Origin of the sequence: Streptomyces sp. NPDC032161 (assembly GCF_040636995.1) — a bacterium.
Lineage (GTDB): Bacteria > Actinomycetota > Actinomycetes > Streptomycetales > Streptomycetaceae > Streptomyces.
Genome location: NZ_JBEZVN010000088.1, coordinates 1 through 4,908, shown reverse-complemented (window position 1 = coordinate 4,908; position 4,908 = coordinate 1). Strand labels below are relative to the sequence as shown.

The 4,908-nt window shown below is 57.4% G+C and carries 2 rRNA genes; both read right to left on the bottom strand.

Annotation, left to right across the window (positions count from 1 at the left end):
* Positions 1–23: 23 nt before the first annotated feature.
* A 23S ribosomal RNA gene (locus tag AB0E67_RS36060) occupies positions 24–3,149 on the bottom strand.
* 310 nt (positions 3,150–3,459) lie between these two features.
* Positions 3,460–4,908, bottom strand: a 16S ribosomal RNA gene (locus AB0E67_RS36055); the annotation flags it as partial.

Below are 4,908 nucleotides of genomic sequence, written 5' to 3'. Positions count from 1 at the left end.
CAACACAGTGGACGCGAGCAACTGAGGACAAGCCCTCGGCCTATTAGTACCGGTCAGCTCCACCCGTTACCAGGCTTCCACATCCGGCCTATCAACCCAGTCGTCTACTGGGAGCCTTAACCCCTCAAAGGGGGTGGGAACACTCATCTCGAAGCAGGCTTCCCGCTTAGATGCTTTCAGCGGTTATCCCTCCCGAACGTAGCCAACCAGCCATGCCCTTGGCAGAACAACTGGCACACCAGAGGTTCGTCCGTCCCGGTCCTCTCGTACTAGGGACAGCCCTTCTCAATATTCCTACGCGCACAGCGGATAGGGACCGAACTGTCTCACGACGTTCTAAACCCAGCTCGCGTACCGCTTTAATGGGCGAACAGCCCAACCCTTGGGACCGACTCCAGCCCCAGGATGCGACGAGCCGACATCGAGGTGCCAAACCATCCCGTCGATATGGACTCTTGGGGAAGATCAGCCTGTTATCCCCGGGGTACCTTTTATCCGTTGAGCGACAGCGCTTCCACAAGCCACTGCCGGATCACTAGTCCCGACTTTCGTCCCTGCTCGACCCGTCGGTCTCACAGTCAAGCTCCCTTGTGCACTTACACTCAACACCTGATTACCAACCAGGCTGAGGGAACCTTTGGGCGCCTCCGTTACCCTTTAGGAGGCAACCGCCCCAGTTAAACTACCCATCAGACACTGTCCCTGATCCGGATCACGGACCCAGGTTAGACATCCAGCACGACCAGAGTGGTATTTCAACGACGACTCCACAACCACTGGCGTGGCCGCTTCAAAGTCTCCCACCTATCCTACACAAGCCGAACCGAACACCAATATCAAACTGTAGTAAAGGTCCCGGGGTCTTTCCGTCCTGCTGCGCGAAACGAGCATCTTTACTCGTAGTGCAATTTCACCGGGCCTATGGTTGAGACAGTCGAGAAGTCGTTACGCCATTCGTGCAGGTCGGAACTTACCCGACAAGGAATTTCGCTACCTTAGGATGGTTATAGTTACCACCGCCGTTTACTGGCGCTTAAGTTCTCAGCTTCGCCAACCCGAAAGTCGGCTAACCGGTCCCCTTAACGTTCCAGCACCGGGCAGGCGTCAGTCCGTATACATCGCCTTACGGCTTCGCACGGACCTGTGTTTTTAGTAAACAGTCGCTTCTCGCTGGTCTCTGCGGCCACCCCCAGCTCAAGGCGCAAAGCCCATCACCAGAAATGGCCCCCCTTCTCCCGAAGTTACGGGGGCATTTTGCCGAGTTCCTTAACCATAGTTCACCCGAACGCCTCGGTATTCTCTACCTGACCACCTGAGTCGGTTTAGGGTACGGGCCGCCATGAAACTCGCTAGAGGCTTTTCTCGACAGCATAGGATCATCCACTTCACCACAATCGGCTCGGCATCAGGTCTCAGCCTTAACATGTGACGGATTTACCTACCACACGGCCTACACCCTTACCCCGGGACAACCACCGCCCGGGCTGGACTACCTTCCTGCGTCACCCCATCGCTTACCTACTACCACCTTGGGTCATCGGCTCCACCACTACCCTCAACTCCGAAGAGATCAGGCCGGCTTCACGGACTTAGCATTAATGGGCTCAGTACTGGGCGTTTCAAAGCGGGTACCGGAATATCAACCGGTTGTCCATCGACTACGCCTGTCGGCCTCGCCTTAGGTCCCGACTTACCCTGGGCAGATCAGCTTGACCCAGGAACCCTTAGTCAATCGGCGCACACGTTTCTCACGTGTGTATCGCTACTCATGCCTGCATTCTCACTCGTGAACCGTCCACAACTACCTTCCAGTGCTGCTTCACCCGGCACACGACGCTCCCCTACCCAACCCAGCCCCCGTTAGAGGTTAATGCTGGATTGACACGACTTCGGCGGTACGCTTGAGCCCCGCTACATTGTCGGCGCGGAATCACTTGACCAGTGAGCTATTACGCACTCTTTCAAGGATGGCTGCTTCTAAGCCAACCTCCTGGTTGTCTCTGCGACTCCACATCCTTTCCCACTTAGCGTACGCTTAGGGGCCTTAGTCGATGCTCTGGGCTGTTTCCCTCTCGACCATGGAGCTTATCCCCCACAGTCTCACTGCCGCGCTCTCACTTACCGGCATTCGGAGTTTGGCTAAGGTCAGTAACCCGGTAGGGCCCATCGCCTATCCAGTGCTCTACCTCCGGCAAGAAACACACGACGCTGCACCTAAATGCATTTCGGGGAGAACCAGCTATCACGGAGTTTGATTGGCCTTTCACCCCTAACCACAGGTCATCCCCCAGGTTTTCAACCCTGGTGGGTTCGGTCCTCCACGAAGTCTTACCTCCGCTTCAACCTGCCCATGGCTAGATCACTCCGCTTCGGGTCTTGAGCGTGCTACTCCACCGCCCTATTCGGACTCGCTTTCGCTACGGCTTCCCCACACGGGTTAACCTCGCAACACACCGCAAACTCGCAGGCTCATTCTTCAAAAGGCACGCAGTCACGACATACAAGGCGAACCCTGCATGCGACGCTCCCACGGCTTGTAGGCACACGGTTTCAGGTACTATTTCACTCCGCTCCCGCGGTACTTTTCACCATTCCCTCACGGTACTATCCGCTATCGGTCACCAGGGAATATTTAGGCTTAGCGGGTGGTCCCGCCAGATTCACACGGGATTTCTCGGGCCCCGTGCTACTTGGGTATCTTCCAAACGAGCCGCTAATGTTTCAGCTACGGGGGTCTTACCCTCTACGCCGGACCTTTCGCATGTCCTTCGCCTACATCAACGGTTTCTCACTCGTCCCACGGCCGGCAGACCGCAGAAGAAAGAACCCACAACCCCGTAAACGCAACCCCTGCCGGGTATCACACGCATACGGTTTGGCCTCATCCAGTTTCGCTCGCCACTACTCCCGGAATCACGGTTGTTTTCTCTTCCTGAGGGTACTGAGATGTTTCACTTCCCCTCGTTCCCTCCACACTGCCTATGTGTTCAGCAGCGGGTGACAGCCCATGACGACTGCCGGGTTTCCCCATTCGGACACCCCCGGATCAAAGCTCGGTTGACAGCTCCCCGGGGCCTATCGCGGCCTCCCACGTCCTTCATCGGTTCCTGGTGCCAAGGCATCCACCGTGCGCCCTTAAAAACTTGGCCACAGATGCTCGCGTCCACTGTGCAGTTCTCAAACAACGACCAGCCACCCATCACCCCGAACCACAAAAGTCCGAGTACACCGGGACCGGCACTGAAGGCAACCATCACGGCCATACCCTCAGACACCCAACAACGTGCCCGACACAACCCAGCCATCCCCCGCGTTCCACGCCGAAGCAGTACTAACGAACAACAACCAAGCCGTGCCGAATAGTCAACGTTCCACCCATGAGCAACCAGCATCAGACACTCGCTGATGTACCGGCCCCTGACCCAGCTCCGAAGAAACCAGGCAAGAAGTGCTCCTTAGAAAGGAGGTGATCCAGCCGCACCTTCCGGTACGGCTACCTTGTTACGACTTCGTCCCAATCGCCAGTCCCACCTTCGACAGCTCCCTCCCACAAGGGGTTGGGCCACCGGCTTCGGGTGTTACCGACTTTCGTGACGTGACGGGCGGTGTGTACAAGGCCCGGGAACGTATTCACCGCAGCAATGCTGATCTGCGATTACTAGCAACTCCGACTTCATGGGGTCGAGTTGCAGACCCCAATCCGAACTGAGACCGGCTTTTTGAGATTCGCTCCGCCTCACGACATCGCAGCTCATTGTACCGGCCATTGTAGCACGTGTGCAGCCCAAGACATAAGGGGCATGATGACTTGACGTCGTCCCCACCTTCCTCCGAGTTGACCCCGGCAGTCTCCTGTGAGTCCCCATCACCCCGAAAGGCATGCTGGCAACACAGAACAAGGGTTGCGCTCGTTGCGGGACTTAACCCAACATCTCACGACACGAGCTGACGACAGCCATGCACCACCTGTACACCGACCACAAGGGGGGCACCATCTCTGATGCTTTCCGGTGTATGTCAAGCCTTGGTAAGGTTCTTCGCGTTGCGTCGAATTAAGCCACATGCTCCGCTGCTTGTGCGGGCCCCCGTCAATTCCTTTGAGTTTTAGCCTTGCGGCCGTACTCCCCAGGCGGGGAACTTAATGCGTTAGCTGCGGCACCGACGACGTGGAATGTCGCCAACACCTAGTTCCCAACGTTTACGGCGTGGACTACCAGGGTATCTAATCCTGTTCGCTCCCCACGCTTTCGCTCCTCAGCGTCAGTAATGGCCCAGAGATCCGCCTTCGCCACCGGTGTTCCTCCTGATATCTGCGCATTTCACCGCTACACCAGGAATTCCGATCTCCCCTACCACACTCTAGCCTGCCCGTATCGACTGCAGACCCGGGGTTAAGCCCCGGGCTTTCACAACCGACGCGACAAGCCGCCTACGAGCTCTTTACGCCCAATAATTCCGGACAACGCTTGCGCCCTACGTATTACCGCGGCTGCTGGCACGTAGTTAGCCGGCGCTTCTTCTGCAGGTACCGTCACTTGCGCTTCTTCCCTGCTGAAAGAGGTTTACAACCCGAAGGCCGTCATCCCTCACGCGGCGTCGCTGCATCAGGCTTGCGCCCATTGTGCAATATTCCCCACTGCTGCCTCCCGTAGGAGTCTGGGCCGTGTCTCAGTCCCAGTGTGGCCGGTCGCCCTCTCAGGCCGGCTACCCGTCGTCGCCTTGGTAGGCCATCACCCCACCAACAAGCTGATAGGCCGCGGGCTCATCCTTCACCGCCGGAGCTTTCAACCCCGTCCCATGCGGGACGGAGTGTTATCCGGTATTAGACCCCGTTTCCAGGGCTTGTCCCAGAGTGAAGGGCAGATTGCCCACGTGTTACTCACCCGTTCGCCACTAATCCACCCCGAA